General features: G+C 47.4%; 23 protein-coding genes. 9 read left to right on the top strand and 14 right to left on the bottom strand.

The genetic code is table 11. The annotated features are described in order from the left end of the window. Positions 1–109: 109 nt before the first annotated feature. Positions 110–1,444, bottom strand: coding sequence for a M48 family metallopeptidase (locus BM607_RS19410; RefSeq protein WP_071940554.1), 1,335 nt, complete (start codon positions 1,442–1,444; stop codon positions 110–112). A 207-nt stretch (positions 1,445–1,651) separates the two neighbouring features. Beyond that, positions 1,652–2,287, bottom strand: coding sequence for a hypothetical protein (locus BM607_RS19405; protein WP_071940553.1), 636 nt, complete (start codon positions 2,285–2,287; stop codon positions 1,652–1,654). 402 nt (positions 2,288–2,689) lie between these two features. Between BM607_RS19405 and BM607_RS19400 the strand changes: the two genes are divergently transcribed. Continuing rightward, positions 2,690–3,328: an MliC family protein gene (locus BM607_RS19400; protein ID WP_011982062.1), complete on the top strand. Its 639-nt coding sequence runs from the start codon at positions 2,690–2,692 to the stop codon at positions 3,326–3,328. An 18-nt stretch (positions 3,329–3,346) separates the two neighbouring features. Then, a complete protein-coding gene (locus tag BM607_RS19395; protein ID WP_011982063.1) occupies positions 3,347–3,778 on the top strand; it encodes a VOC family protein in 432 nt (143 codons plus the stop codon). A 3-nt stretch (positions 3,779–3,781) separates the two neighbouring features. Here the strand turns inward: BM607_RS19395 and BM607_RS19390 are convergent, their stop codons facing one another. After that, a complete protein-coding gene (locus BM607_RS19390; protein ID WP_071940552.1) occupies positions 3,782–4,777 on the bottom strand; it encodes a DUF481 domain-containing protein in 996 nt (331 codons plus the stop codon). 138 nt (positions 4,778–4,915) lie between these two features. After that, the gene (locus BM607_RS19385; protein ID WP_071940551.1) at positions 4,916–5,542 is read right to left on the bottom strand and encodes a DUF3157 family protein; all 627 of its coding nucleotides are present in this window, start codon (positions 5,540–5,542) and stop codon (positions 4,916–4,918) included. A 233-nt stretch (positions 5,543–5,775) separates the two neighbouring features. Between BM607_RS19385 and BM607_RS19380 the strand changes: the two genes are divergently transcribed. Next, positions 5,776–6,168 (top strand): DUF1090 domain-containing protein, encoded by a 393-nt coding sequence (locus BM607_RS19380; protein ID WP_071940550.1) that lies wholly within the window; start codon positions 5,776–5,778, stop codon positions 6,166–6,168. 26 nt (positions 6,169–6,194) lie between these two features. On the opposite strand, the gene BM607_RS19375 is transcribed toward BM607_RS19380, so the two are convergent. Beyond that, positions 6,195–6,773 carry a hypothetical protein gene (locus BM607_RS19375; RefSeq protein ID WP_071940549.1) on the bottom strand — a complete coding sequence of 193 codons (579 nt, stop codon included), beginning with the start codon at positions 6,771–6,773 and terminating at the stop codon, positions 6,195–6,197. Positions 6,774–6,981: 208 nt separating this feature from the next. On the opposite strand from BM607_RS19375, the gene BM607_RS19370 reads away from it, so the two are divergent. Next, positions 6,982–8,247 carry a mechanosensitive ion channel domain-containing protein gene (locus BM607_RS19370; RefSeq protein ID WP_006083709.1) on the top strand — a complete coding sequence of 422 codons (1,266 nt, stop codon included), beginning with the start codon at positions 6,982–6,984 and terminating at the stop codon, positions 8,245–8,247. A gap of 27 nt (positions 8,248–8,274) precedes the next feature. On the opposite strand, the gene BM607_RS19365 is transcribed toward BM607_RS19370, so the two are convergent. Both BM607_RS19365 and BM607_RS19360 read right to left on the bottom strand, forming a co-directional pair. After that, a complete protein-coding gene (locus tag BM607_RS19365; RefSeq protein ID WP_071940548.1) occupies positions 8,275–8,898 on the bottom strand; it encodes a LysE family translocator in 624 nt (207 codons plus the stop codon). A gap of 26 nt (positions 8,899–8,924) precedes the next feature. After that, positions 8,925–9,488 (bottom strand): lysophospholipid acyltransferase family protein, encoded by a 564-nt coding sequence (locus BM607_RS19360; protein ID WP_071940547.1) that lies wholly within the window; start codon positions 9,486–9,488, stop codon positions 8,925–8,927. Between the two features lie 455 nt (positions 9,489–9,943). On the opposite strand from BM607_RS19360, the gene BM607_RS19350 reads away from it, so the two are divergent. Beyond that, entirely contained in the window at positions 9,944–10,396 is a 453-nt protein-coding gene (locus tag BM607_RS19350) for a nuclear transport factor 2 family protein (protein ID WP_006083706.1), read from the top strand. A gap of 73 nt (positions 10,397–10,469) precedes the next feature. Here the strand turns inward: BM607_RS19350 and BM607_RS19345 are convergent, their stop codons facing one another. Then, positions 10,470–11,273, bottom strand: a complete 804-nt coding sequence (locus BM607_RS19345) for an NRDE family protein (protein WP_071940546.1) — start codon at positions 11,271–11,273, stop codon at positions 10,470–10,472. 61 nt (positions 11,274–11,334) lie between these two features. Then, positions 11,335–13,011, bottom strand: a complete 1,677-nt coding sequence (locus BM607_RS19340) for a metal transporter (protein WP_071940545.1) — start codon at positions 13,009–13,011, stop codon at positions 11,335–11,337. Between the two features lie 220 nt (positions 13,012–13,231). Between BM607_RS19340 and BM607_RS19335 the strand changes: the two genes are divergently transcribed. Together BM607_RS19335 and BM607_RS19330 are read left to right on the top strand one after the other, a co-directional pair. Continuing rightward, positions 13,232–13,825: a YhgN family NAAT transporter gene (locus BM607_RS19335; protein WP_011848195.1), complete on the top strand. Its 594-nt coding sequence runs from the start codon at positions 13,232–13,234 to the stop codon at positions 13,823–13,825. Positions 13,826–14,140: 315 nt separating this feature from the next. Next, positions 14,141–16,738, top strand: coding sequence for an immune inhibitor A domain-containing protein (locus BM607_RS19330; protein WP_071940544.1), 2,598 nt, complete (start codon positions 14,141–14,143; stop codon positions 16,736–16,738). A gap of 83 nt (positions 16,739–16,821) precedes the next feature. Here the strand turns inward: BM607_RS19330 and BM607_RS19325 are convergent, their stop codons facing one another. After that, complete coding sequence (locus tag BM607_RS19325; RefSeq protein WP_006084902.1) at positions 16,822–17,385, bottom strand: chorismate lyase; 564 nt, start codon at positions 17,383–17,385, stop codon at positions 16,822–16,824. A gap of 117 nt (positions 17,386–17,502) precedes the next feature. Between BM607_RS19325 and BM607_RS19320 the strand changes: the two genes are divergently transcribed. Both BM607_RS19320 and rlmF read left to right on the top strand, forming a co-directional pair. Beyond that, positions 17,503–17,925 (top strand): flagellar basal body-associated protein FliL, encoded by a 423-nt coding sequence (locus tag BM607_RS19320; RefSeq protein ID WP_011982074.1) that lies wholly within the window; start codon positions 17,503–17,505, stop codon positions 17,923–17,925. Between the two features lie 58 nt (positions 17,926–17,983). Then, positions 17,984–19,081, top strand: a complete 1,098-nt coding sequence (gene rlmF / locus BM607_RS19315; protein WP_071940543.1) for a 23S rRNA (adenine(1618)-N(6))-methyltransferase RlmF — start codon at positions 17,984–17,986, stop codon at positions 19,079–19,081. 74 nt (positions 19,082–19,155) lie between these two features. Here rlmF and BM607_RS19310 read toward each other — a convergent pair whose 3' ends face one another. The 4 genes from BM607_RS19310 to moeA all read right to left on the bottom strand — a co-directional run bounded on the left by BM607_RS19310 (position 19,156) and on the right by moeA (position 22,224). Further along, entirely contained in the window at positions 19,156–19,413 is a 258-nt protein-coding gene (locus BM607_RS19310) for a DUF333 domain-containing protein (protein ID WP_071940542.1), read from the bottom strand. A 17-nt stretch (positions 19,414–19,430) separates the two neighbouring features. Beyond that, complete coding sequence (locus BM607_RS19305) at positions 19,431–20,093, bottom strand: Bax inhibitor-1 family protein (RefSeq protein WP_006084906.1); 663 nt, start codon at positions 20,091–20,093, stop codon at positions 19,431–19,433. Positions 20,094–20,192: 99 nt separating this feature from the next. After that, a complete protein-coding gene (moeB, locus tag BM607_RS19300) occupies positions 20,193–20,960 on the bottom strand; it encodes a molybdopterin-synthase adenylyltransferase MoeB (protein WP_071940541.1) in 768 nt (255 codons plus the stop codon). Positions 20,961–20,970: 10 nt separating this feature from the next. After that, the gene (gene moeA / locus BM607_RS19295; protein WP_071940540.1) at positions 20,971–22,224 is read right to left on the bottom strand and encodes a molybdopterin molybdotransferase MoeA; all 1,254 of its coding nucleotides are present in this window, start codon (positions 22,222–22,224) and stop codon (positions 20,971–20,973) included. Positions 22,225–22,256: the final 32 nt, after the last annotated feature.

The raw sequence follows: 22,256 nt of genomic DNA, 5'->3' as shown, positions 1-22,256 counted from the left end.
AAAAGGCACAAACTTATGTTTGTGCCTTTTTACTATTTCCTTTGGAAATACAATTAATTTCCTCAGTGGAAGCAGCCTTCAGTCGATGTCTAATTGAGTTAACTCAGGTTTAGCCTTGGCAATCTAGCGGCAGATATTCGTCGGGAATGTCGCTACTGCTGCACACCCAAGTGATATTACTTTGCTCATCAACTTGTGGCGATAGATAGACTTCGTAGCCTTGATAATCACCGAGGGCTTCGCTTCCTACAAAGCCGACTATGCCATCTGTGTACAGATTAAATGTCGCTATCTGCTCGTCCGTCAGCTTTAGGGCATCTAATTCAGTTGGCCATGCTTGGTTGGTTTGATAATAGCCAACTAAGATGTCGGTGATCGGCGTTAATGCTTGGTGCTGCTGATCGATACTGGCAATGGCGAGTGTCGCGTCAGGCACTGTCATGGCTGCTGGTGTCGCTTCGGTTGCTGCCGGGGCTTCAAAGCTGCTGGCTGCACTCATCTTTTCTTGATATTGCTTGTATGCTGGCAACGCAACTGCGGCGGCAACTCCAATAATCGCAGCAAAAATAATGAGTCCACCGCCTGCCGTGCCCATGCGTGGCATAAAGAGGCTAAATATAAACGCCCATGCACTGCGCGATGGCGGCGTGTATTCAGTTCCTTGTGCTTTGGCGTCGACTCTTGCCATACGCTTAGTCAGCCAAGGATAGCTGCCGTTAAGCTCGTGCAGTGACATCCAAAAACCACTCGATTCGCGAGTTTGGCGGATATATTGATCCACATTCATACGTTTCCATTGTTCTACGCCAGCGGCTAATACGGCGACGGCATTGGTGGCAGAACGTAAGCTGTTGCAGCAACGTAACCCGTGGAGATCACAGGTATATTCGCAGGCGCGAGAATAAGCCGCGCCCACTAAAGGCAACCAAGTGGCGAAGACTAAAAAGGGTGCTTTGCCAATATGATTGCGGCGAATATGGCCTAATTCGTGGCCGATATAGAAGTTAAGTGCATCTTTATCGGACTCAAGCGCATCCACAATCGATGAAAACAACACGATATAGTTACGGCCGAGGAAGCGGGTTGCCAGCGCGTTGAGCATGCCATCGGCGGCCAACAAGTAAGCCCGTGGTGGCTCTTTCATTTCTAAACGTTCGCAGCATGCTAAGTATTGTTTATGTAATTCAGGGAATTGCTCTGCATTGATTTCGACAGCCGTACCTTTTAGGTAGCTGATAAAAGCGGAGTGGCTGAAGAGATAAATAATGAAAAACATCAACACATAGAGCAGGGCCATGCCCAAAGTGCCTATGATCAATGCTGCCCAAACGATTCCAGAGATAATCGCTAACAGAGTGAATAGCGATTTTTCCTTCGAATAGACAATTTCTGTCATTTGAATCGGATTATCTTTCCCTGCGGTTGGGGTAATAACTTGTTCCATGTTGATCCTTTTCCTAGTGAAGTGACAAGCGGCGTGAAAATAGTCAATTTCGCTCGAAAATTCAACCACTATCACGCGTAATGCCAAAATTAACCGTTCTGTGATTCGGTTAAATCAGCATTATGCGCGACTGGCGTAGGAAGCTTGTGTCAGGATCTTGCGGCTTTTTGCCTGTTGGCAAATGCGCTGGCTGTTTTCCAAAGACGGTTAAGGTGCCTTTATCGCCGTGCCCGCTTTAATGGCTGCTTGAGCGAGGCTGACAATTTGCTTCTCTGCGGTATTGGAAAGGCTTTCATGAACTTTGCCTAGCTCATTCATTTGTTGATCCAGCAAGTCCATCGATGCGCTCAGGCTGTCGATCTCCGCCTGTATCTTAGGATCTTCATTCTCGGTCGCAACATTGAGTAAAAGTTGCTGAGTTTGGCTGTTGATCGCATCGCCTTTTTGCTGCAGCTGTTCACCTATTGCCTGCATTTTTTCTCCCTGTTGTTGCATAGGCATGATGGCGGTTTTGATTTGCGCCACTATGGCGGGATCTGTGATCACGTAAGGCGTTCCTGCGGTTTTCACCCACAGATAATCGGCATGATAAGGATTGCCTTGGCGTTCAAGTTGCTCCCAATCGTCACTGTGACCAGCGCCGATAGTCATTTCGCCATCTTGCTGAACATAAATCCATGAGAAATCTGGCTGACTTTGGCTGAGCACTGATTGGCTGATGACTGATATGCCTCCATCGGCACTGTTGCTCGTTGTTTGGCCCTTTGTTTGAGTCGCCCAAATGGTGGTTGGGATCAGAGCGAGAATAAACAGACCGCCCATAAGTTGAGTGCGTGTATTCATAGTGCTTCCTTGTATGGCTATGTGGATCGGCGGGTTATGCCAGAGTTGCATTAACCTGCCATAGCAGAATCTGTGCCATAAAAATTTAATCTTAATTATCAATGTAATAATTGTTTAAGTGTCCGCGCACTGTTGCCGAGAAGGCGTAAGAGTGTCCGCTAATGTGTCCGTTCAGGCTGGTGGACACGGGTGGCTAAGTCGACGTATTTCTTTCGCCGAGTTTGATTGTTAGCACTAGAATGAAGTGCTCGTGAGGTTGAGATAAAGGTGAATTTAATCACGATTTGTACACTATTTTGAGTGCAATTTAAGGCATGACTCTTTGAGTCAGGTTAGGTTAAGCCGCTATAGGCTTAGCTATGGCAAGCGTTGAAGTAACCTACAGAAAATAAAGGAATTGAGATGGCAAAATTAATCAATAAGATGTTGAATAATCGGCTGGGCTTCACTCGGTATTGCGCCGCCGTTGTGATGGTGAGTTCGTTAAGTACAGGAGCGATGGCGGCCGATGTGCCGTCCTTTGACTGCACAAAAGTCGATGCGGGCAGTATCGAAGCTATGGTCTGTAAGGATGCGGGACTGAGCCAACTCGATAATAACTTAGCTGAGGTTTACAGCCAAGCGCTTGAAAAAGCAAAGAATGAACAGCCACCGACTTTAAAAGCGATGCAGCGTGGTTGGGTGAAAGGCCGTAATGAGTGTTGGAAGAGCGACGATAAACACGCGTGTATTGAAGCTAGCTATCAAACCCGTATTGCCGAACTGCAGGCGCAGTACCGTTTAGTCGATATGACCGGCCCAGTGTTTTATGCCTGTAACGGCAATCCTGCTAATGAAGTCGTGGTGACTTATTTTAAAACCGAACCCGCGACTCTAATTGCTGAACATGGTGATAGTACTTCATTGATGTTTGTACAACCCAGCGGCAGTGGTGCTAAGTATCAAGGCCGCAATGAAAGTCTTTGGGAACATCAAGGCGAAGCGAAAGTGGTTTGGGGCTTCGAAGCGCCAGAAATGACGTGTAAACTGGTGACCAAATAGCGTTAATTGAAGGTCGCCATGAAACAAGCCCTTGTGCATATCGCCTTGGTCGTACGAGATTACGATGAGGCGATTGATTTTTATGTGAATAAATTAAAATTCGAATTAGTCGAGGACACTTATCAAGCCGAGCAAGATAAGCGCTGGGTCGTCGTTGCGCCGCCGGGTTCTAAGGGCGCGTCTATTTTGTTAGCGCGGGCTTCTAAGCCAGAGCAGTTCGATTTTATCGGTAATCAGGCGGGTGGTCGGGTGTTCTTGTTCTTGAATACTGATGACTTTTGGCGTGATTATCGCCGCATGGTCGCCGATGGCGTCGAATTTGCGCGCGAGCCACAAGAGCAAGACTACGGCACAGTCGCTGTGTTTAAAGATCTCTACGGTAATTTATGGGATTTACTGCAATTGAATGATGGGCATCCTATGGCGTACAGGTTAGCGTATCAGGAGTGAGGATTAGAAATTTACCCCTAATCCTAAGGTGTAACTGGTATCTCTGGTATTACCTATCACTGTTTGAGTGTCGTTGAAGTCATATTTAAATGACAAATAAATCCGCTGAGTGAGCAGATATTTAAGTCCAACGGTCGAGTTTGAGATGTAATTAATCGCAGGCATATCTGGAAAGGCAATTTGCAGATCGGCATAGGATTCTAAAATGCCACCAAACCAATACTGTTTATAGTTAAGCGATGCAGCCCAAGCATTTAGTTCTAGTTTAAAGGAATGTTGTTCAAGCCAAAAATGGTTGTAGGTTACGACGAAGTCTAATTTATCGCGCCCAGCACCCCAAAAACGATAACCAGGACCGAGCGCTGCATAATAGCTATGGCTATCTATGCCGAGCTTATCTTGTTGATAAAAATCTTCCTGACGTAACAGCCAATGTTCATTGATCAGATAGTCTAATGAATAATGTCCTTCGAAGGTGTTGCGCTTTGTCACGTCATCTTCGGTCTCGTAGCGCACTTCGGTCTTGAGATTGTGTCGCCATTGCAGGGTTTCGGCTGTGATATCCCCTTTGACATGCAGCTTCTGGCTATTTTTCTTGTTTTTAGTGACATCGAGTGAGCTTTCTACGTTGCCGTTATAATTCCAAGCTGAGTCCGCATAGTGTTGGGAAAATCTCAGCTCATCCACTGGGGTTTGTTGGTGATTAATCAATACCATGCCATGTTGTTCAGAAGCCTGAATACTGATGTCCTGTATTGAGCGGCCGACACTCCAAGGTTTAGGCGTTGAGACTTCAAAACTGAGAATAGCACTGCGCTGAATGGCAATCTTAGGGGCATAGCTGGTTTTGATGATTAAATCTTGATCGTTGAATTCTTTGATTTCACCGCTAATTTTATCGCCATTGAGCAAGAAAACCGTATCGGCTAAGCACAAGGGGCTGAGACTACAGAGCGTAGCAGCAAGGTACAATGCTGGATTGGATATCAGATTATGCATCTTGCTTGTGAGCTCAAAATAAGGGCGTTAGTGTGTGGTTATTCTACCTGAACTCTAGCACTACAAAGCAATAACATTCGCTAAAAGTACTGATAAGGGATTGAAAACGGGCTCGCAATCCCTTACTTATTCGCCGTGTTAGCGGGAGTTAATCTCAGTGATCTTGAGGTTAATTAACTGCTTCTGCCATTGAGCTTTATCTATGCCTTCGACCCAAATCACGCTGCTTTTGCGCTGCTCGCCCTTACGCAGATAGGTTTCAGGCATGCGGAAAATGGCTTCCCATACTTCGAGTTTTTCGATTTTGAGCAAAGTGCCATTATCGGCGAAGAAGCTGGCTTCCACTTCGACTAAGGTCACGTGTTCATTGCTGGTACTGGCAAGATCGAAACTGAGTCCGAGTTTATCGCCTTTCCATTGACCTTCGGCAAAGCTGACTTTGATCCCGTCTTTGGCGGTCGAGCCTAATAGCTCAGGCTGGGCAATCGCAGTGGCAGTCAAGGTGGTAATAGGCGCAGCCACAGTTTGAGCGGCAAGTGCAACACTTGGGACGCTGGCAATATTGCTTGAGGTGCTCACTGCCGTCGCTGCTAAGGCATTGGGCGCAGCTTTGGTTTCTGTGATCACATATTCCCAGGTAAAGTCGTCTTTGAGTCTGACTTGGGCGCCATTTTCTAGGGTGATTTGAGCTACGTCGGCGGCCATAACCGATGATGTTAGCAATAACAATGAGCTAAGTGCGCTAAGGCGTAATGAAGTTTGCATTAATTTTCTGGCTCCGATATCCGTCTGAGTCAATATTCTGCCCTAACATAAACAATTTGCCGCATATTAGTCACTGTCTAAGTCGTGTTTTGATGAATAAAGTGGATTTAGCTGGAAGATACTGACTCGAATACAGATTGAGCTCACTGAGTGTGGCACTATATTGATAGCGCGGTGACAGGACACAGTCAGATAGCGGCAATGATCAATGAATTAAGCGTGAGGAGATTAATATGCAGATTAAACATGGAATTTATGGCGTCGTTATTAGCTTGGCATTGAGCGCGACAGCATGGGCCGATGAAACCCCTAAAGTGGGCTGCGCGGCGAAGTTAGAAGCCATCAGTGGCGAACTTGCCCAAGCGAAAGCGGCGGGCAATAAGCATAAAGTTGACGGGCTCGAAAAGGCCTATTACGAAGTCTCAACCCATTGTGATGACGACAGCTTATATGCCGAGCGCGTTGCCAAAGTTTCGGCCTTAGAAGAAAAACTGACTGAGCGCCAAAACGAGTTGGCTAAAGCCATAGAAGAAGGTCGTTCTATGGATAAAATCAATAAGAAACGCAATAAGGTTGCCGAAGCGGAATTGGAGCTTGCTAAGGCACGAGCCGAGCTAACCCAATAAATCGCTCAAGCCCAGTCGCTAGGAGCTTAGCCCGCGTAACCTATGCTCAAAACTGTGGATTCTGTACTGGAGTTATAGCCCGCGCTCAGGATGAAATGTTCTGTAATGCGGTATCTTAGCCCTGCTTCTGCGCCCCAACGGGTGGTTTTATCTTCTTCCCATGTGGGTTTGCCATCGACAATTTTGGGTGAAATGTTATTCGTGTAAGACACAGTGCTGATATAGCCGCTGCCGCCCGCATAAAAGCTTAAGTCGGCAGTGAGGCTGTAGCTTAACCCTAAGCGAAAGAGGCTTTCTTGGCGATATGACAGCGCGGGTTCTGGCACTATTACATCGGTTTCTCGGCTGCGGGCATAGCCTAGGTAATAGCCCCATTGCTGGTAATTATTATCGAAATGATAGGGTGCTAATGTAATGCCGTAGAGATTGTCTGCGGCGGGAACATAATCCAGCATGAGGGCGATATAAGAAGGATTGGCGGTTTTCTCTGATTTATCTGACATTACCAATGGCTTCGAAGTGCTATATTCGGCAGCTTGAAGTGGTTGGCTTAGGCTCAATAGTCCAAAGCTAAGACAGGCTAGCATAGATGAATAACGACTCATGGGATAATTTCCTTGGGAACAGGTTGAAGATTGTTCATTTTCCTTTGTGCTCGGTCAATTCAAAATGCTAAAATCTCTTTTAAAATAAGTGTTTGTAAATTTATTGTGTTTGGATATCAGTATTTTCTAGGGTGACATTAACCGAGGTCAACTCGGCGGTTACCTTTGTATGGGTTTGTTGCGCTAGCGCCTACGTTGGAGTGGAATTGTGGATCAGGAAATAAGGCTCGAAATTTCGGCATGGTTAGCGGGCTTTGGGATTGATAGCCAACCCTCGGACGGCATATCAACCAGCATCATGATCATTGCCTGCTTACTGCTCGCGGGCATCGCTTATTTCATTGTTCGACGCGTAGTCATACGTGCGGTCAACATGGTGATCCTGCGCTCAAAAGTTACCTGGGACGACGTGTTCATGCGTTACAAGGTGCTCGAAAAGCTGGCCATGCTAGTGCCTGCAATCGTGCTCAATCTATTAGTGCCCATCGCCTTAACCGAACATCAAATCTTAAGTAATTTAGTCGATCGGCTGCTGAGTATTTGGCTGGTGGTGCTGATGATCCGCGCTATTTATGCGGGTTTAGATGCGGTCGATGAAATTTCAGATGTGAATCTGGTGAGCCGGCGTTTACCCGTTAAAAGCTTTGTGCAGTTAACTAAGCTGTTTTTATTCTTTGTCGGTATTATCGTTTCTATCTCCATCTTGGCCGATCAGTCGCCTGTGTACTTCCTCAGCGGCTTAGGTGTGGCGACGGGTTTTGTAATGTTAGTGTTCCGCGACACTATCTTAGGTTTCGTGGCGGGCATTCAGTTAGCGGCTAACCGTATGGTGAGCAAGGGCGACTGGATCCAGATGGACAAATACGGCGCCGACGGTGCGGTAGAAGAGGTCTCGCTGACCACAGTAAAAGTGCGCAACTGGGACAAAACCATCACTATGATCCCAGCCTATGCCTTAGTGTCGGATGCGTTTCGCAACTGGCGGGGCATGTCTGAGTCGGGTGGTCGTAGGATCAAACGCGCCATCAATATCGATATCAACAGCATTAAGTTTTTGAGCGAGGAAGAGCGCGAGCGTCTGAGTAAGATCAATTGCTTAAAAGAATATTTTCCCGCCAAAATCAACGAAATCCGTGAGTCGAATGCCAGAGTGTCTGACCTCGACATGAAAGTGAACGGTCGCCATTTGACCAACGTCGGCACCTTCCGTGCTTACCTGCAGGAATACCTACAGCGTCACGATAAGATCCATAAGGAAATGACCTTAATGGTGCGTCAATTAGCGCCGACCACTGAGGGATTGCCGATCGAGGTTTATATCTTCACCAACGATACCCGCTGGGCATTTTATGAAGCAATACAAGCGGATATCTTCGACCATATTTTTGCGATATTGCCTGAGTTTGGTCTGCAGGCATTCCAAGCGCCAACGGGCAACGATATTCGCAGCTTAAAGTCGGTTAAGGTTGACTAGTGTTAATGACTGTCGACGATTATTGATTTAATTTCGAGAGATAAGAATCGCGGCTAAGGTAAGAAAGACACCGCCGCTGGTTCTGTCAAACCAATGCAGCTTGTTGCTCGCCTTTAGGCTGGGCGCAAGCACATTGGCCATGCTGGCGTAAATCATCACAAAGCTAAAATCCACCACGGCCCAAGTGGCTGCTAGTATCATAAGTTGCGGTAATTGCGGCGCGGCAAGATCGATAAATTGCGGAAACAGCGCGGCAAAAAACAGTAAATCCTTGGGATTACTGATCCCCACCAGAAACGCCTGCTGATAAAGTTGCTTTGGCGTGCCTTTGCCCTTTAATTGGCTAACCTCAAGGGTTTGCCCTTGGTTTTTGGTCAACAACAGCTTAATACCTAAAAACACTAAATAGGCCGAACCGCACCATTTTAGCAGGGTAAAACCGTATTCTGAGGCGCTGATAATGGCGCCTAATCCCGCCGCTGATGCCATCATCAAGACTAAAGCGGCACTCACACTGCCAAGACCGGTGGCCATGCTGCGCATCTTGCCGAAATGGATCCCGTGGGACATAGACAACATAGCGATGGGGCCTGGTGAGATCCCAATCAATACAATGGCGAAGAGATAGAGTAACCAAGTTTCGGGTTGCATGTGTGCCGCTCTAAATGGGGAAAATATTAATGCTCCGCACTCGCCACAAAATCAGGGATCACCTTAGGATGACGACCTTTAATGGTGCGATAAAAGCTTAAAATCTCGTGCATGTCGGTCGCGATATCACCACTGGGTTGCAGTGGCGTACGGATAACGACAGTGCGGCGGCTAAAGTCTAAGCCAACGGGAGTGATAGGCACGTGAGCCTTGCAGGCGATATGGTAGAAGCCGCACTTCCAGCGTGTTACTGGGCTGCGAGTGCCTTCGGGCGCCAACGCTAGCTTATAATCGGTTTTCGACTCAAACAGCTGCACTGCGGCATCGACCAAGTTGTTGTTTTTGCGTCTATCCACTGGGCTGCCGCCAATCGCGCGGAAGAACCAGCCCCAAGGCGGGATAAAGAGTTGGTGTTTACCGAGAAAGTGAATTCGAGTGCCAAGCGCCCCACGAGCTAAGATACCCACGATGAAGTCCCAGTTACTGGTATGCGGTGCGACTATGATGATGTATTTAGCGCAGTCGGGCAGTTGGCCTTCTATCTGCCAGCCTGAAAGCTTAAGTAACCAACGGCAAAGTGGTGTAAACATAGTTCGGTGCCCAGAGTCGAAAAATTAATAATATCATCAGCTTTTTTAGATTTTAAATTGGCTTAAGCAAGATAGTCTGTGCTGAATTCGCGATATACCCAAACAACCTCAAGATGCAGGATTCAGCGGGAATTGAACGCATTTTAGGCAAGGCCCTTAATTGCTCCTGCATAAATGGCATTCACGCCATCCATGGCGATTGCGGCTATTTGCGGACCTAGTGGACTAAGTTAAAAATAGCCAACACGGCATAAAATGCGTTGCCACATTATCAACATCAGCCGCCGGGACGGAGCGCCTAGGGCACCCCACTTCCGTGTTGCATCAATTCAAAAGGTGGTCGACATTCTTTCATTGAAGCGCCTTGAATTGGTGTACCCTAGACGCTCTGAAACTCGTATCTTGAGGTAGCTTGGGTATAATACAGTTTAACCTGATTATGGGGGAACAATACTATGTTGAAAAATGGACTATTAAACAAGGTTAGCTGGCAGCGTGTTTTTGCGGCACTTTTACTCTTAGTGACTTGCCATGTGAGTGCGGTGCCGACGGATGAAATTACGCAGATGCTCAAAGGCCAAGAAGACGCCTGGAATCGCGGCGATCTCGATGCTTATATGCAAGGCTACTGGAAGAGCGAGCAACTGCGCTTTGTCTCTAACGGTAAGTTCCGTTTCGGTTGGGAGGATACACTTGCCGCCTATAAGAAAAATTATCCCAATAAAGAAGCGCTTGGTGAGCTGAAGTTCACGATCAAAGAAATCAAAATGCTCAGCAATTACGCCGCTATGGTCGTTGGGCGCTGGGATTTACGGCGGATAAAAGATGCCCCAACGGGCGTGTTTACCCTGTTGATTGAGAAAATTGACGATCGCTGGGTGATCACTATGGATCATAGTTCGGACTAAGCCACGGCTTTAATTGAACAATAGCGCTGACTAAAGTGCGCCGTTTCAATACAAGTCTGCACAGTTGTTCAGTTTAGATTTGCGTTAATAAACAGTCTGGCTTAGTGGGTGGCTCGGCGGGTAGGGTTAAATGGAAATCCTGCTGTCCGAGCTGTCGACCTTTGCCGTCGTATCTCACTTCGGTGAAATGCATGCCGCCCTCAGCATCTTCAAGCAGAATGCTGGTGGAGCGCGTGCCATAGTCGGGGTGACGAATATAAATCGCGGCTAAGCGCCGTTCCCACTCGATCCCCACTCCCGTGTTAGGCAATTCATTATCTTGTGGTTGGGAGTCGTCTTTCATCAACTGTAACAGCGCTTGCACTTCTAGGTTGTCGGACTGATTGATCACGGCTTCTAGCGCTTGCTGTCCCTTCGCCATTTTCGGCCAAATATCATCGAGTGCACCATTGCTAATGGCATGAAACCCATCGGCGAGTTTGACTGTGTCTTTATTGATACTGTTAAAACAATATAAGTCAGTACCTTGGCCGAAGACGAGATTGAATGGCTGATAATTGTCACTGTGCTCAATGAGCCAATTCGGGCACACGAGCGACCCAGAGTTGAGCGTCATAGTGATGAGTTCGCCACGGCTACGCATGGCTTCTGGGTTCTTTTGCGGTACGCGCAGATTCGTCACTGCGGCGACTTGTCCCTGTTTATTCACCCCAAACCAAGTGCCGCCAGCCTGCAGATCTTTACCTGCGAGTATGTTTTCTTCCGGTGGCCAAAAGTGCGCTGGCGCGGTCGGTCTATGGTGAAACTCATCGCGGTTGGCACAGATGATTAAGGGATACTTAGGATGGGCATTAATGGCGACAAAGAGTATGCACATAGCAGGCTAAATTAATCCAAAGGTAGATTAACTTAGCCTGTCTGCTCACAAATGAACAGTGTTAGTGGTGCGAGTGCTTATCTGCTTTTGCTTTATCGTGTGTATGTTCATCGGAATGATCATGGGCACTAGGCGTTTCAGCAGCGCTCTGCACAGATGTGTGTGAAGCGCTAGGTTCATGGCTATGTGCATGTTCGTGGGAATGGCCATGCGCTTGGCTGTGCGAATGACTATGCGCATGAGCTGCCGGTTTACTCAGCATTAAGCGGCGTAGAAATTTACGTGGGCCTAAGCGCAGTAAGCTGGCAGCAAATAATCCCGACAGGATCAGTAGCGCGACTAAGTTCACCACTTCCGGCAAAGTGAACAGGGAGAACCACAGTGGCAAACGCAGTGCTGCGACTAAACTCAGCGCAATAATACTCAGTAATATCGCCCTTTGCGGCCATGTCATTAACTTAAGCTGCGCTATGTTAAGCACAGGTGCGGCAATCAGCGGCATCATAATCGCGATAGGGCTCCAGCCACTATAGGCCAGTGCAAGAGCCAGCACCGCTGCGCCTAAGTTGCAGAAACGCATAGGTAAGAATACGAGTAACAGCACTATAACCTGCAGCAGCGGATTGCTTAATGGCACTGAAGGATGGCCGATTAAATTCACTAGCACTAGGCTGAGTAAAATCCACGGTGCGCTGCGATCGACTAAATGTGCAAAGCCGAAACGTAGGGAATTACTGGGTAATTTAGTATGCGGATCGGTAATAGTGACGTTAGCGTGACTTAAATAAGCGCTAAGAATAAAAACCACAAGTAACTGGAATAACGCTAGCCAAGGACCGAGCAACAGGGCGGTGATCACTAAGGCTTCTGGCCCTGCTAAGCGTTGGAACCAGCGACGGGCTAAGCTGCTATCCTGCGGTGTCAGACCTAATTTAAAGCGTAGCGCTGCCGCACCATAGCTCAGCAGTAATATGGGCGCGAGTGTCAGTAGCCAAGTCATTAATTGTTCTGTGCTGTGATCATGGTGGGCATGTTCGTGGCCGCCAGAATCCATCAAGAGCAGCATAACGAGCAAGCCTATGCCGAGCAAACTGCCGATGCCAGCTTGGTATTCGTATTTGCCTTGCTTGTCGGTATCGTGCTGGCCGTGGGGTTGATGTAGCACCACATGCAAAATAGAACCAGTAACAAAGGCTTGCAAATAAACGGTATTTTCTAAACTGAGCTGAGTAATTAATTGCTCGCCTGCAAAGTAACCTACACCTGTAAGCAGCATCATAGCGACCAGCACTAAGCTAGCCCAGCGGGTGCCGACTTGAGGTTTGAGTAACCACCAAATGGCGAGGCCGACGGGGAGGCGATGCATAATGACCCCGAGGGCAAGTAAGATCGAACTGCCGTCTTGCTGCGCCAATACCATAGCGCCACCGTCGGTGATGGTGTGCAGTAGCAAGCCGCCAATCCCTAGGGACAAGGTGAGATTATGGGTGATTTCTGAATAACGGTGGAAAAGGCGTTCGCTAGCGGTCGGTCCCCAGATACCTAGGAATACAAAGACTACGGCTAACAAACCGCCATGCTGCAGTAGCTCTGGCAAGATGTGGATCAGCACTAATCCGCCTAATGAGACGAATATAAAGCCATCGAGCCCCTTCTGTAATCCGCTGCCCGATGAAAAGTAGCGATAAAACAGTGGCCCAATTAAGAGTGCGATACAGCTAGCAAGAAGATAGAGCATGGATTCCACGGAAAATTTGCTGAAAAAACGCCATAGTATACCAGCTGTAAGGCAAAGTGAGCAGTGACTTGCTGGCAATTTACCAAACTGACATTTTGCGCTGGGGTTTTCGGGGGCGAATTTTATTCACTTTGACCATTTTGCGGAGAAATTTTCAGATCTAAGCCGAGAAAAGGTTATACAATATGGGCTTATGTTGGCTTGGGTGTTGATACGTTAAATGGATATATTTTCTGCTGCGGTAATGTTGTTTTTGATCATGGACCCCCTGGGGAATTTGCCGATTTTTGCGTCGATTCTACGGCATATCGATCCCAAGAAACGTCGTAAGGTATTGATCCGCGAGTTACTCTTCGCCTTAGTGATCATGTTGTCTTTCCTTTACGCGGGTGAGGCTATCTTAAGTTTCTTAAATCTTCGCTCTGAGTCTGTGAGTATCGCGGGTGGTATTATTCTGTTTCTTATCGCGATTAAAATGATTTTCCCCCAACCCGGCGGTGTCGTTGGATTAGCCGCGGGAGAAGAGCCATTTATCGTGCCTATGGCCATTCCCTTGATGGCAGGTCCATCGATTCTTGCGGCTTTGATCTTACTGGCGCATACCGATAGCTCACGCATGGGCGATTGGACCATAGCATTAGTGTCTGCTTGGGGGGCAAGCGCAGTGATCTTAATGTTTTATAAACTCTTCACCCGTGTGCTGGGTGAAAAAGGCCTCACTGCGGTTGAGCGTTTGATGGGCATGGTATTGGTCATGATCTCAGTACAAATGTTCCTCGACGGTATTTCAAATTATCTAAAAACCGCCGGCTAAATTTATCTCGCTCGCTTAAAACGAAACCGCATTAACGCTGTTAATGCGGTTTTTTATGGCTGGGATTTGGCTGGAATGCCCTCAGCATAGAGGTTTGCTGAATAAACGCTGACAAAAGTGTAAATCGTGCCAGCGAAGCAATGTATCAAGTTGTTACTTCAACGCAGTGCTGATAATGTCAAAAACTCTGTCTCTCTATCTTGAGATAGATAAACCCTGAGTAGATGACTCATTAAGGCAAATTTGTCTTAATGCAAAGAGACACTAGTCTTAATAAATAGAATGGCGTTGGCTGTTACAGTAAGGATGTTAAAAATGCGAAGTGCAAAAGGCGTGACAGCGTTTGGACTGATGTTGGCATTGATTAGCGGCGCGAGTATTGCTGCTCCGAATCATACGCCTGCAGATGCGGGGGTGATTAATAAAGATCGAATTTTATATTGGTTGATTAAACGTGGCGAAGTGGCCGCCGATGCCAGTGATAGCGTAAAGCAGGAAGCGATAGAAGCGTATATTCATCGTGCCACTTTGACTCAACCTAAGGCGCCGCGCATCGAAGTTGAAGCTGAACATGCGCGACTGCAAAGAGCTAAGTCATCGCAAATGATGCGCTCACCCGCACAACGTTTACTGGTTGATGCGGATGTAAAAAAAACCGTTAAAGTACTCACAGTATTAGTGGATTTCCCTGATTTAAAACATGATAACAATGGCTTAAAAGCGGGCGATACGGCCATGTATTACCCGAGTTATCCTGTGTCCCACTACAAGGAATTACTCTTTTCGCCTGCGGGATTTAAAGGTCCACAGGGGCAGACTTTAGATTCGGGCTATCAATATTATCAAGCGGTTTCTGGACAAACTTTCTCCTTCACTGGGGACGTAAAGGGTTGGTATACCGCTAATCAAAATGCCGAATACTATGGTGCTAATGATCCTGACTCTGGCAGCGATGCGCAGGTGATGCAACTGGTAAAAGAAGCCGTATCTCAAGCTGTCGCGAATATGTCTGCAGCAGAGTTGGCTAGCTATGATGTTGAAGATCAAAATGATTTTAACAACAACGGTAATTACAACGAGCCCGATGGCATTATCGACCATGTGATGATTTTCCACTCTAGCATAGGTGAAGAAGCCGGTGGTGGAGCTTTAGGCGCGAGTGCAATTTGGTCGCATCGATTTTTTGTTGACCAAGCAACCAATGGCTATGCGCTTCCTGGTACGGACAAAAAAGTATTCGGTTACACTATTCAGCCTATCGATGCTGCAACGGGCGTATGTACCCACGAATTTGGCCATGATTTAGGTCTGCCAGATGAATACGATACTACTGATAACCCCAATAAAGATGGCTCTCCTGTGGGATTATGGTCTTTAATGTCTGGTGGTAGTTGGGCTGGCGCTATCGCTGGTGCCCAGCCGAGTGGTTTTAGTCCCTATGCGCGTTCTTACCTACAGGAAAGATATAAAGGTAAGTGGTTGAATGAGCGTGAAATCACCTTAGATAGCATTCCTAAATCAGGCATGGAAGTAACGTTGAATGAAGCGGTTAATCATCAGGCGGTTAACCAAGTCTCTATTCCACTTCCTCCAACGCCAATCCCCTTTAAAAAACCTTATCAGGGCAGTTATCAGTATTATTCTGGTCAAGGGGATATGCTTAATAACAGCATGATTTTTAATGTCAATTTACCTACGGTAACGACGGATAAACTTAGTCTGAGCATGAAGGCTAGTTGGAGTATTGAACGTGACTATGACTACATGCAGGTGAAAGTGGATGGTGAGGCTATTGCGGGTAATTACACTAAGTCTAACAATTGGATAAATAGCGCTCGCCATATTATTACTGGCGAATCGTCTGCGATTGCTCAGGCGGAAGGGAATGATGCTTGGGTAACGTTAGAATATGATTTATCTGCATATTCTGGAAAAACTATTGCTGTCGAGATCAATTATGTCACCGATGACTATACCGGAGGGTCAGGGATCACTCTCGATAACATCAGTATTAAACAAAATACCACTGAGTTATATGGTGATAACGCCGAAATCGCGGATAAAGTGACGTTCTATGGTTATAGCCGGATTAAGGACTCACGTCCTGGGGCGGCATCTCGCTATCTTATCCAACTGCGTAGCCATAACGGTGTCGATGCTGGCTTAAACGTGGCAAGTTTTGATCCTGGTGTATTAGTCTGGTTAGAAGATTTTGGTTACAGTGACAATAATGTCTCCGATCATGCTGGCCATGGCTTGATTGGCGTGATTGATGCCGACCAAAACCTGATTGGCACTCGCTCTACCGAGGTACAAATCCGCGATGCAGCCTTTAGCACAGTAAAACAAACTTTCTATGCAGGTGACAATAATCTCGATGCTGTTAGCCTGTTCGATGATAGTTTTGATTACAGCGCGCCGCTACAACCCCAGTCAGGCATAGTATTGCAGCAGTTAGGTTTGACGATGCAGGTACTATCGCAAGCCGGCAATAACAGCACAGCTGTGATTCGGTTAGCAAATGCAAATTCTGATGCTGTAGCGCCGTTAAAAGTCAGTTTTACTAATACGGTCAATCAATTAGTTGTAAGCTTCACCAGTAATATTAATGGTGGTATGGGGGCATTAACCTACGCTTGGGATTTTGGTGATGGCACCACAAGTACAGCGGCTTCGCCAACCCATACCTATGCGAAGGCGGGCACTTATACTGTGACGCTTACAGTAACTGATGCGCAAAATACTAAGGATATTAGTAGTTTGATAGTGACTGTTACCGCACCAGTTACGCCCCCTGTCACACCTCCTGTGACTCCGCCGGCGAATGAGAGTTCTGGCGGTGGTAGTCTAGGTTGGTTGAGCCTTGCTTTCCTTGGCTTATTGACTTGGCGTCGCCAGTTAAATATTCGTTAAGTTAATCGCGTGATAGCAGATCAAAAATGCCTCTAATTTAGAGGCATTTTTATTTGTCATTAGTCATTAGAGCAAGCTTGGATTCACAACTGACGGATAGCTTGCTCGGCCGCAGGCAGAAAGATTTCACTGACGATCATTTCGTGTTCACCGTGATGAAAATAGCGGCGGCGTCCCCAGAGTTCATGTTCGACACTCTGATCTAAACTTTCGGCTAAATGCGCGAGGCGGCTACAGGTCTCAAAACTGGCGACTTCAATTCTGCCTGGGATAAAATGATCTTGGCTAAACAGCAGTTCACCTAAGGGGCGGGTGCCCAGACCAAGGAAATCCGCTTGGCGCTCGGCCATTAACTTTTCGGGGATCAAGGTTCTGGCAAATACCCAAGGGATTGAGTCGAGGCAAAGTAACACTTCGCGGATCCATACTGAGCCTTGCTGGGGGTATTCGCCATCTAAGGGCGCATGCAGTCCTTCGCCAAGGACTTTGACTTCAAATTGAGTGCAGCAAGTTTTGAGTTTTTGCGTTAGGCTGCCAGTGGCAAGTAACCATTCTTTCAAGGGCGATTTGGGGAGTTTGTTAGCGCTTTCGGCACAAAACCACTGAATAGATTCACCATAGGGGAAGCTTAAGCTAGTCACATTCATTAAATACTCGTTACAATATAGGCAAACGTCGGCAGTCTAGCATGTCGCGACGCGGGCAGATAGATTGGGAAAGTTTCTTCCATTACCATTATTGTTTTTAGGGAGCTGTAAGCTGCTATGAAAAAATTACTCTCAGTCTGTCTGATCCTGTTTACCACTGTTTTCAGTGTTTATGCGGCCGATGAAAAAGAAGCGGCACCTGCAGCGACGCCTACGGGTGAGTACGCCTACTATGGTTTTGAGCCCGAAATCGTCACTAACTACATTTCTAACCGCAAGAAATTAGGTTTTGTGAAGATCAGCGTCGAGTTAATGGTTAAGAGCCCAGATGATTTGGTCACAGTTGAGCGTCACGATCCGCTATTGCGCGCCGCGATTGTTGAAGTATTGGGTAATCAATCGGAAGAAAAGATTAAGTCACTCACTGGCCGTGAAGAAATCCGTCGTGAGTGCTTCGATATGGTCAATAATCTGCTCACCAAAGAAGCGGGCAAGGCCTTGATTGTAAACTTACTCTTTACCTCTTATCTGTACGATTAATTCATTGTCTTATTCTATGGGCTGACTTATTTCGGCCCATTGCGTTACAAGAGCTGCTATGTCAAAACCTGCCGTGAAATCCGTTCAATCAGCGACTGCGAAAACTGTAACCCGCGCAGCGAACCCCCGCCAAAAAGTTAAAGCACCCAAGCAGGCTAAACCTGAAGGTAAAGGCAGAGCAAAGCCAAGCAAAGACAAACCCAGAGCTGAAATCAAAAAAGCCCTGCATCCGCGTAATGCCCACTTGAATGGCTATGATTTTCCAGCGCTATACGCTGCATTCCCTCAGCTAAAAACCTTTGTGCGGCCCACGCCCTATGGCGCGCTATCGGTAGATTTTGCCGACCCCTTGGCAGTTAAAACCCTCAATGCGGCGCTACTCAAACATCACTATGGAATTGGTTCTTGGAATATTCCTGAAGGAGCGTTATGTCCTCCTATTCCCGGTCGCGTCGACTATGTGCATTACGTGGCAGATCTGTTAGCCGAAGGCGATAAGTCATGTGCCATGGATAAGGCGAGGGTGCTGGATATTGGCACGGGCGCGAACGGCATTTATCCCATATTGGGCTGCCAAGTGTACGGCTGGCAATATGTTGCCTCGGATATCAATGCCCATTCACTCGCCAATGTGCAGAGTATTATCGAGCAAAACCCCGTGCTGCAAGGGCGGATAAGTTTACGATTACAGCCGGATGACAAGGCGGTCTTCAAGGGAATTATTCAAGCCGAAGAACGTTTTGAGTTAACCCTGTGTAATCCTCCGTTTCATGCCTCTATGGCCGAGGCGAGCGAAGGTACAAAGCGTAAGGTGAATAATCTACAGCTTAATCGGGGGAGCTCAGTAAAGGCTGCACCTAAGCTGAATTTCGGCGGCCAAGCGGCAGAGCTTTGGTGCCAAGGTGGAGAGCGACAGTTCTTGGCGACCATGATCCGTGAGAGTCAGATGTTTGCAGACCAATGCCTGTGGTTCACTAGCCTAGTGTCGAAGCAAGAAAACCTGAAACCTTGTTATCAAGCCTTAGCACAGTTGAACGTCGATACTGTGAAGACGATTGAAATGCAGCAAGGCAATAAAATTACGCGGGTCTTAGCGTGGAGCTTTCAGTCGGCCGCTAAGCGCAAAATCTGGCGCGCTGAGCACTTAGCCAATTAAGATTTTCAGTTTACTTAATAACAAAACAGGCGCCATTATTGGCGCCTGTTTTTTAAAGGTAAAAAGAACCACTGTTACTGCGGCTTTTCTTCCTGATGATCACGGCGGAATAACGCCCACTCTTCCATGGCATCACCGTTTGGCAAGGTACAGATGCCATGCTCACCTTCGGCGGTTTTCTCTATTGCCAAGCTACCACCGAGGGAGATGCAATACTCTGAGGCTGGATTGGCAATTTTAACTTGCGCAGCAGGCTTTTCAGCTTCGCCGCAACCCACGAGTGCTACAGTTGCCAGCAGTAAAGCTGCAGCAAGCGGTAATAGGATTTTCATAGATACTCCTTGGTGACTTATTTGCGCCCTAGAATCCGCAGAATGCGGAGGAATAAGTTGATGATATCCATATACAAAGCGGCTGCGCTATCGATGGCATTATCTATAGTTTTTGGAATTTGATTCGCCCGTCCCCAGTCGTAACCAATATACCCGCAGAAAATCAGCACGACGATCCAATCTAAAATCCCGTGGTGGGTATTAAAGATAAACACTTCAATCAGTTCGACGACGATGACGAGTACCAAAGCAATCGTGAGTGCGCCGGAAATTTTTTGGAAAAAGGCGGGAAAGAGTGTGCCCAAACACATCATGGCAATGGTCACTAGGCCTGTGATTCGAATGGCTTCCGTCACTAACTCAGGGTCGTATTGACTGACTACCATATTGATAATTAAGCCGAAGGGGACGACTACAAAGTTGTAGCCAATAAAGCTGACGACGGGATTGCTCGATTTTTGAAACAGATAAATCCCAAAAAAACAGGAGGCAAAATAGCCAATAAAGAAAATCCAAGGATTCACGCTGGCAATCGCTTCTGGGTCGATATTGGTGACCATCCAATAGTTAACCGCAAAACCCCAAATCAGCGTGAGGCCGATAACGAGGTTGTACATACCTGCGCCAACGATGGGATCGTCTGTGGTCATACGATCAAATACACTGTTTTCCGAATCCATATGTTTTCCTTGTGATTTCCTTATGTTAACTGGTCGTTCAGCATCACCAGCGTTGGGCTAAGTTAAGGCAAGTAAAGCCGTTTTTCAAGCGAGAATATCTTAAGCCTGAGTACCACAGACACTGCAGTTGCTGTGTTTCGGTAGTTTCATCTCACGAAACTCCATCGTCATCGCATCGATCATCAAAATGCGGCCCGCTAAGGTTTTACCCATACCAGTGATCACCTTGATGGCTTCAACCGCCTGCAAGCAACCTATCATGCCGACGACAGGGGCTAGGATGCCCGACTCGACGCAGCTGAGTTGTTGCTCGCCAAATAGGGCGCTAAAGCAATGATAACAAGGTGTTTCGCTGTAATAATCGAACACTGTGACCATGCCTTCCATGCGAATTGCCGCCGCGGACACTAAGGGCACTTTATGCTTAAAGCAGCTGAGATTGAGTTGTTCGCGCACACTGACATTATCGGTGCAGTCGAGCACTAGATTGTGATTGGCGACAAGGGCGTCAATCTCATGATCATCTAATACTGCATTGATAATGTTGATCTTAATAAAGGGATTGAGCTGACTCAGGCTCTGTTTGGCCGATTCGACTTTTGGCTGGCCGACATTGGCATCTTGATGCAGCACTTGGCGCTGCAGGTTAGAAAGTTCAACGTGATCAAAATCGACCAAGGTCAGCTCGCCAATCCCTGCAACTGTGAGGTATTGGCTAGCGGCGCAGCCTAATCCGCCTGCACCTATCATCAACACTTTCGCTTGTTTTAGGTGTTCTTGGCCGTCGATATCCATGGCTTTGATGGAGATCTGACGGCTGTATCTTAAGAGTTCGCTGTCGCTGAGAATATCGTCAGGCACATTCATTGAGATTTTCCTAGCAGAGCACGCTGTTAAAGGGCTCGACCGTCACTTGGGTGCCTGCGGGTGTATCCCCTTGGAATTGTTCCAATAAAACGAAACAGTTCGCTAGGCTCATTGAAGTCAACATGCCAGAACCTTGGCTACCAGTAATGGCAACCTCGAGTTTACCTTGTGCATTACGGCTTAAAATGCCCCGTTGATATTCGACGCGGCCCGGTTGTTTACGCACAGGTGTTGTCAGAGTGGCGTCTAACATCAAAGGTGCGACTGGGGTTAAACCCTGCATCTTGTTCAGTATTGGCCAAACGAGTTTGTAAAACGTCACCATAGAAGACACGGGATTCCCCGGTAAACCACAGAATACCGCCTTGCCAATTTTGCCCATGGCGAAAGGCTTGCCTGGTTTGATGGCGAGTTTCCAGAAGGTGATTTTGCCTTCTTCATCGAGAATTTGTTTCGTGAAATCCGCTTCGCCGACCGACACGCCGCCCGAGGTCAGCACCATGTCTGCTTGGCTGGCGGCTTGGCGAAATGCCTGACGTATGGCTTCAGGATCATCGGCAATCACGCCTAAATCGAGCCATTCAACATTAGCGCGGCTGAGTAAACCTTGAATCGAGTAACGGTTTGAATCGTAAATTTGCCCCGGCGCGAGTTCGCTGCCAACAGGACGCAGTTCATCACCCGTGGAGAAAAACGCCACCTTAAGTTGACGATAGACTCGCACTTGGCTGATACCAATAGTGGCTAACACGCCGAGCTCGGCGGCGCCAATTTGAATACCAGCAGTAAGTACTTTAGTGCCTTGGGTCAGCTCTTCACCACGGCAACGCACATTGGCACCTTGCGCCTTAGGATGGCGAATATGAATAATCTCACCTTCAACTTCGGCTTCTTCCTGCATTTGTACTGTGTCATAACCCGCAGGCACGGGCGCGCCCGTCATGATCCGTATGCAAGTATTAGGTTTGGCTTCACCTTCAAAACCATGGCCGGCGAACGAACTGCCGATAAGGCGCAATGAGGTATGATTGGTTTGCGTATTCAAGTCGACAAAACGGAAGGCGTAACCGTCCATGGAGGAGTTGTCGAAGGGTGGCAGGTCGATGCAGGAAGCGAGATCTTCTGCAAGGACGCGGCCAAGGGCATGGGGAAGCAATACGACTTCGGTGTCTGACACTGGGCTAACTTGTTCGAGCAAAAGGGGAATAGCTTGATCTGGATGCATTAAGCTAGGTTGCGAACAAGGATCGGCTTTTACGGACATGAGGGTCTGCCTTATATGCAATGGGTCGTGAT

This window comes from Shewanella sp. SACH (assembly GCF_001887095.2).
Taxonomy (GTDB): Bacteria; Pseudomonadota; Gammaproteobacteria; order Enterobacterales; family Shewanellaceae; genus Shewanella; species Shewanella baltica.
Note: the sequence above shows the minus strand (reverse complement) of the source record. Positions and strands in the feature narration are given on the sequence as shown.

Excerpts from the sequence above, each read along its gene's own strand:
- BM607_RS19410 (WP_071940554.1), bottom strand. The coding sequence starts at position 1,444 with ATGGAACAAGTTATTACCCCAACCGCAGGGAAAGATAATCCGATTCAA.
- BM607_RS19405 (WP_071940553.1), bottom strand. The coding sequence starts at position 2,287 with ATGAATACACGCACTCAACTTATGGGCGGTCTGTTTATTCTCGCTCTG.
- BM607_RS19400 (WP_011982062.1), top strand. The coding sequence starts at position 2,690 with ATGGCAAAATTAATCAATAAGATGTTGAATAATCGGCTGGGCTTCACT.
- BM607_RS19395 (WP_011982063.1), top strand. The coding sequence starts at position 3,347 with ATGAAACAAGCCCTTGTGCATATCGCCTTGGTCGTACGAGATTACGAT.
- BM607_RS19390 (WP_071940552.1), bottom strand. The coding sequence starts at position 4,777 with ATGCATAATCTGATATCCAATCCAGCATTGTACCTTGCTGCTACGCTC.
- BM607_RS19385 (WP_071940551.1), bottom strand. The coding sequence starts at position 5,542 with ATGCAAACTTCATTACGCCTTAGCGCACTTAGCTCATTGTTATTGCTA.
- BM607_RS19380 (WP_071940550.1), top strand. The coding sequence starts at position 5,776 with ATGCAGATTAAACATGGAATTTATGGCGTCGTTATTAGCTTGGCATTG.
- BM607_RS19375 (WP_071940549.1), bottom strand. The coding sequence starts at position 6,773 with ATGAGTCGTTATTCATCTATGCTAGCCTGTCTTAGCTTTGGACTATTG.
- BM607_RS19365 (WP_071940548.1), bottom strand. The coding sequence starts at position 8,898 with ATGCAACCCGAAACTTGGTTACTCTATCTCTTCGCCATTGTATTGATT.
- BM607_RS19360 (WP_071940547.1), bottom strand. The coding sequence starts at position 9,488 with ATGTTTACACCACTTTGCCGTTGGTTACTTAAGCTTTCAGGCTGGCAG.
- BM607_RS19350 (WP_006083706.1), top strand. The coding sequence starts at position 9,944 with ATGTTGAAAAATGGACTATTAAACAAGGTTAGCTGGCAGCGTGTTTTT.
- BM607_RS19345 (WP_071940546.1), bottom strand. The coding sequence starts at position 11,273 with ATGTGCATACTCTTTGTCGCCATTAATGCCCATCCTAAGTATCCCTTA.
- BM607_RS19340 (WP_071940545.1), bottom strand. The coding sequence starts at position 13,011 with ATGCTCTATCTTCTTGCTAGCTGTATCGCACTCTTAATTGGGCCACTG.
- BM607_RS19335 (WP_011848195.1), top strand. The coding sequence starts at position 13,232 with ATGGATATATTTTCTGCTGCGGTAATGTTGTTTTTGATCATGGACCCC.
- BM607_RS19330 (WP_071940544.1), top strand. The coding sequence starts at position 14,141 with ATGCGAAGTGCAAAAGGCGTGACAGCGTTTGGACTGATGTTGGCATTG.
- BM607_RS19325 (WP_006084902.1), bottom strand. The coding sequence starts at position 17,385 with ATGAATGTGACTAGCTTAAGCTTCCCCTATGGTGAATCTATTCAGTGG.
- BM607_RS19320 (WP_011982074.1), top strand. The coding sequence starts at position 17,503 with ATGAAAAAATTACTCTCAGTCTGTCTGATCCTGTTTACCACTGTTTTC.
- rlmF (WP_071940543.1), top strand. The coding sequence starts at position 17,984 with ATGTCAAAACCTGCCGTGAAATCCGTTCAATCAGCGACTGCGAAAACT.
- BM607_RS19310 (WP_071940542.1), bottom strand. The coding sequence starts at position 19,413 with ATGAAAATCCTATTACCGCTTGCTGCAGCTTTACTGCTGGCAACTGTA.
- BM607_RS19305 (WP_006084906.1), bottom strand. The coding sequence starts at position 20,093 with ATGGATTCGGAAAACAGTGTATTTGATCGTATGACCACAGACGATCCC.
- moeB (WP_071940541.1), bottom strand. The coding sequence starts at position 20,960 with ATGAATGTGCCTGACGATATTCTCAGCGACAGCGAACTCTTAAGATAC.
- moeA (WP_071940540.1), bottom strand. The coding sequence starts at position 22,224 with ATGTCCGTAAAAGCCGATCCTTGTTCGCAACCTAGCTTAATGCATCCA.